A 4,770-nucleotide genomic window follows, 5' to 3' on the forward strand; every position below is an offset into this window, starting at 1 on the left:
CCCTCCTCCCGGCCGCCGGGGCCCCTGCGCCGCGCCCTCCGCTTCGTGACGCCCGGCCCGAGCGCCGACGCGGGGGGCGCGGCGCTCCACCGCCGCTGGTGGCTGCCCTGGCTGTGGATGACCCCGGCGATCATCGCCGCGACCGTGTTCGGGGTGTTCCCGTTCCTCAACACGGTCGTCGTCTCCTTCACCGACGCCAAGCCGCTCGGCGGTGCGTACAACCTCGTCGGGCTGGACAACTACCGCCGGATGCTGGGCGATCCGGACTTCTGGCTGGCCACCCGCAACAGCCTGCTGTACGCGCTGTTCGTCGTCCCGCTGATGGTGCTGCTGCCGCTGCTGCTCGCGATCCTCGTGGAGAAGAACCTGCCGGGCATCGGCTTCTTCCGCTCCGCCTTCTACACGCCGGTGCTCGCCTCCAGCGTGGTCGTGGGCCTGAGCTGGCAGTGGCTGCTGAGCGACCAGGGGCTGGTCAACACCTGGCTGCAGAAGGCCCACATCATCCGGGAGGCCGTCCCGTTCCTGTCGGACTCGTGGCTGATCCTGCTGTCGGCGATGGGCCTGACGCTCTGGAAGGGCCTCGGCTGGTACATGATCTTCTACCTGGCCGCCCTCGGGAACGTCCCCAAGGAACTGCACGAGGCGGCGGCCGTGGACGGCGCGGGTCCCGTGCGCCGCTTCTGGCACGTCACCGTGCCCGGCGTGCGCCAGTCGATGATGCTCGTCGGCACCCTGACCGGCATCGGCTCGCTGCGGGTCTTCACCGAGATCTACATGCTGGGCGGTTCCACCGGCGGCCCCGGCGGCGCCGACCGCACGCTGCCCTTCTACATCCGCGACGTCGGCCTCGACCCGCTCACCGGCAACGCCGGCTACGGCGCCGCCGTCAGCGTCGCCCTGTTCGCCCTGACCCTGGGCCTCACGCTGCTCGCCCAGCGCCTGACGAAGGAGGACGAGGCATGACGACCGCCGTCGACAAGCGCCGACGTCTGATGCCCCGCTGGCGGGACTACGGCCGCCCGCGCGAACTCGTCTTCCGCTATCTGCTGCTGGTGTTCGTCCTCTTCATCACCGTCGGCCCGCTGCTGTGGCAGTTGCTGTCGTCCCTCAAGGGCGCGGGCGAGGACGTCTTCGGCGCCGGTGCCTCGCTGATCCCCCACCACCCGACCCTGCGGGCCTACCGCGAGATCTTCGACCAGGTCCCGGTGTGGACGTACATCGGGAACAGCCTGGTGATCGTCGCGCTGTCCGTCACGAGCCAGCTCGTCTTCTCCACCCTGGCCGGCTACATGCTGTCCAAGCCGGGCTGGAAGGGCCGCAAGCTGGTCTGGGTGGTGCTGATGGCGTCCATGATGTTCCCCTTCGAGTCGATCATGGTGTCGCTGTTCCTCAGCATCCGGGACATGGGCCTGGTCGACCATCTGGCCGGCGTCTGGCTGCCCGGCTTCGTCGCCGCGATCAACGTCCTCATCATGCGAGCCGCGTTCCTCGCCGTACCGCGCGAGATCGAGGACGCGGCGATGCTGGACGGGGCGGGCGAGTGGAAACGCTTCCGGTACCTGTATCTGCCCTCCGCCTACGGCGCGATCCTCGTCGTCACCATCAACACCTTCATCAGCGCCTGGGACGACTTCCTGTGGCCCCTGATCGTGCTGCGCTCGGAGGAGCACTTCACACTGACGCTCGGTCTCGCCCGGCTCCAGAGCTCGTCGTTCGGCTACGACCAGCGGATGGTGATGGCCGGCTCGGTGATCTCCGTGATCCCGGTGCTGGTGCTGTTCGTCATCACCCAGCGGTGGTTCTACAAGGGCGTCTCGTCCGGTGCCGTGAAGCTCTGATCGACCCGGAGCTCGACCGGTACGGCGGTCAGGGCCCGGCGCGCCGACTCCGCGACGCGGATCTCGACCGTGCCGGGCAGGACCGCGGACTCCAAATCGGCGCCCACCTGGGCGAGTTGGTCCGGCCCCAGGCTGAATGCGACCGTACGGCACTCCCCGGGCTCCAGCTCGACGGCCCGGAAACCCCGGAGTTCCAGCGAGCGCGGCCAGACCGGCGTGACGAGGCGGCGCAGGTAGAGCTGCGCGACGGTACGCCCGTGCCGTTCCCCGGTGTTGGTGACGTCGACCTCGACGGTCCGCCCCGACAGCCGTGGCGGTCCGTAGGCGAAGCTCGTGTACGACAGCCCGTGTCCGAAGGAGTGGAGCGGCTCGGCGCTGTCGTCGGCGTAACCGCCGTACTCGGTGTCCTTGTGGTTGTAGTGGACGGGCAGTTGACCTGCCGAGCGCGGCACGGAGACGGGCAGCCGGCCGACAGGCTCGGCCCGTCCGAGCAGGACGTCCGCGATCGCCTCGCCGCCCCAGGGGCCCGGGTACCAGGCGGAGAGCAGCGCGGCGGCCCGCTCGGCGGCTTCGGGGACGGCGTGCGGGCGACCCTGGACGAGGACGACGACGGTGGGTGTGCCGGTCGCCGTGACGGCGTCGAGCAGGGCGTGCTGGGCCGCGCCGAGCCGGAGCCCGGCCAGATCGACGCCTTCGCCGCAGGTCATCTCGGACTCGACGGTGCGCGCGGCGCCGTTGGCGTCGAACTCCGTGCCGGGCGTACGGGCGCTGCTGCCGCCCAGCACGAGCACGGCCAGATCGGACGCGGCGGCCTCGGCGATCGCCTCGGGGATGCCGGAGAGGTCGTCGCCGGTGAGGGCACAGCCCTTGGCGTGGCGTACGTCGGCGCCGGTTCGCCGGAGTCCGTCGAGGACGCTGGTGCCCGTACCGGGGCGCTGCGGGGCGGTGTAGTCGCCCAGTTGGTGGGCGACGGTGTCGGCGTGCGGCCCCAGGAGGGCGATACGGGAGCCGGTCGGTACGGGCAGCGTGCCTCGGTCGTTGTGGAGGAGGGTGACGGCGGCCCTGGCGAGTGCGGTGCTCAGGTCGCGTCCGGCGGCGGGGTCCGGGAACGGGCCCGCGCTGTAGGGCTGTTCGAACAGTCCCAGGCGGAACTTGAGCCGTAGCACCCGGGCGACCGCCTGATCCAGGGCCTGCTCGCTCACCAGCCCCCGCTCGACGGCCTCCTCCAGATGTGTGAAGCCCTCGTCCCACAGGCTCAGGTCGACCCCGGCGTCGAGTGCGAGGGCACCGGCGGAGACCTTGTCGCCGGTGACGCGGGCCAGCCGGTCCACGGCCAGTCCGTCGGCCATGACGAGTCCGTCGAAACCCCAGCGGTGGCGCAGCAGTCCGGTGAGCAGGGCACGGTTGCCGCAGCAGGGCATCCCGTCGACCTCGTTGTAGGCGGCCATGACGGCGGCGGCTCCGGCCCGGACACCGGCGTGGGCGGCGGGGAGGTGGATCTCGTGCAGTTCCCTCGGTCCTAGTTCGGACTCGGCGGAGTTGCGGCCGCCGACGGTGGCGCCCTGCCCGGCGAAGTGCTTGAGGACGACGGGGGCCTTGTCCGGGGCGAAGAGCCCGCCCGGTTCCCGCTCTCCCTGCATACCGCGTACGAGCGCCTCGGTGAGCCGGGCGGCCAGGTACGGGTCCTCGCCGAAGCACTCCTCGGTCCGGCCCCAGCGCGGATCCCGGGCGATGTCCAGGGCCGAGACCAGGGCGACATGGCCGCCGCGGGCGCGCAGTTCGGCGGCGGCGAGGGCGGCGGCCCGCTCGTACAGCCCGGGGTCCCACGTGGCGCCGACGGCCAGGTTGACGGGCAGGACCGTGCCGTCGAGGGCCATGTGCCCGTGCGGCACCTCCTCGACGAACAGGGCCGGGATGCCCAGCCGGCTGTGCTCGACGACATGCCGCTGGACGAGGTGGGCCAGTTCGGCACCGGCCTCGGCGCCGGACCCGGTGGTGTGGTCGACACCCGACCAGGCGTCGGCGCGCAGCAGCCCGTACAGGGCCCCGAGTCCGGCGAAGCGCTCGGTCTCGGCACGGAGGGCGTCCGTGAGCTCGAAGCCGCCGTCGGGGGTGCGGCGGTAGGCGTCCCACCCGTACATCCGCTGGTTGAGCTGGCCGGCCTTCTCGCGCGGGGTCATCCGCGCGAGCAGATCGCGGACGCGGTCGTCGACCGGGGCGGCGGGGTCGCGGTACAGAGGCGTGCCCTGCCGGGTGGCGGTCACGTACGGCCCTCGTGGGCGAGCCGGGCCAGGGCCACGGCGCCCCGGCGGCCGTCGGGGACCCGGTCGAGGGTCAGGCCGAGGGTTCGGAGACGGGCCTCCAGGCGCGAGGTGAGCGGTCCGTCGGGCCCGAGCAGACCTCCGGTGGCCACGACGCGTTCTCCTGGGCGTGGGTCCAACGCCCTGATGGCTTCGGCGAGTTGGTCGGCCGCCTCATCCAGGACGGCCAGGGCGACGGCGTCCCCGGCCGCCTCGACGACCAGCGGCGCGAGCCGTGCCAGGCGGATGGGCGGCTCGGCCATGACGGCGGGCAGCAGGTGCCTGCGGTAGGCCTCGCGGTGGAGGCGGGACCAGGGCGTGTCGTCGTGCGGCGGGAGGGGGCGCCGGTCGACCGGGGAACCGCTCGTGGGCTGCACCGCCTCGTGCCGCGCCTCACGCGAGGCGCCCTCCGCGACGCCCTGGACCACGTCGGGGGACAGTCTTAGCACCGCACCACCGGACGCTCCGCCGGGCAGCACGTCGCCCGGCACGCCGAGTTCTCGTCCCACCAGCTCCGCCAACACGGTCGGCGCGCCCCTCCCGTCGGCCATCCGCAGCGCAGCCCGGACCGCCGCGCGGCCGATCCAGAAGCCGCTGCCGTCGTCGCCGAGGAGCCAGCCGTCGCCGTCCAC

The 4,770-nt window shown here is 72.5% G+C and carries 3 protein-coding genes and 1 pseudogene; 2 read left to right on the forward strand and 2 right to left on the reverse strand.

Annotation, left to right across the window (positions count from 1 at the left end):
• The first annotated feature begins 24 nt into the window (after positions 1-24).
• Both ACFTZL_RS41155 and ACFTZL_RS41160 read left to right on the forward strand, forming a co-directional pair.
• Positions 25-963 carry a carbohydrate ABC transporter permease gene (locus ACFTZL_RS41155; protein ID WP_382594587.1) on the forward strand — a complete coding sequence of 313 codons (939 nt, stop codon included), beginning with the start codon at positions 25-27 and terminating at the stop codon, positions 961-963.
• The gene (locus ACFTZL_RS41160; RefSeq protein ID WP_382594584.1) at positions 960-1,838 is read left to right on the forward strand and encodes a carbohydrate ABC transporter permease; all 879 of its coding nucleotides are present in this window, start codon (positions 960-962) and stop codon (positions 1,836-1,838) included. The genes ACFTZL_RS41155 and ACFTZL_RS41160 overlap by 4 nt, the downstream gene beginning before the upstream one ends.
• Here ACFTZL_RS41160 and ACFTZL_RS41165 read toward each other — a convergent pair.
• On the reverse strand, positions 1,802-4,018 hold the full coding sequence (locus ACFTZL_RS41165) for a glycoside hydrolase family 3 N-terminal domain-containing protein (RefSeq protein ID WP_382594590.1): 2,217 nt from the start codon (positions 4,016-4,018) through the stop codon (positions 1,802-1,804). The genes ACFTZL_RS41160 and ACFTZL_RS41165 overlap by 37 nt on opposite strands.
• 80 nt (positions 4,019-4,098) lie before the next feature.
• Positions 4,099-4,770 (reverse strand): annotated as a pseudogene (locus tag ACFTZL_RS41170) (hypothetical protein); the annotation flags it as partial.

The sequence above is a fragment of the Streptomyces sp. NPDC056948 genome, assembly GCF_042674225.1.
Taxonomy (GTDB): Bacteria; Actinomycetota; Actinomycetes; order Streptomycetales; family Streptomycetaceae; genus Streptomyces; species Streptomyces purpurascens.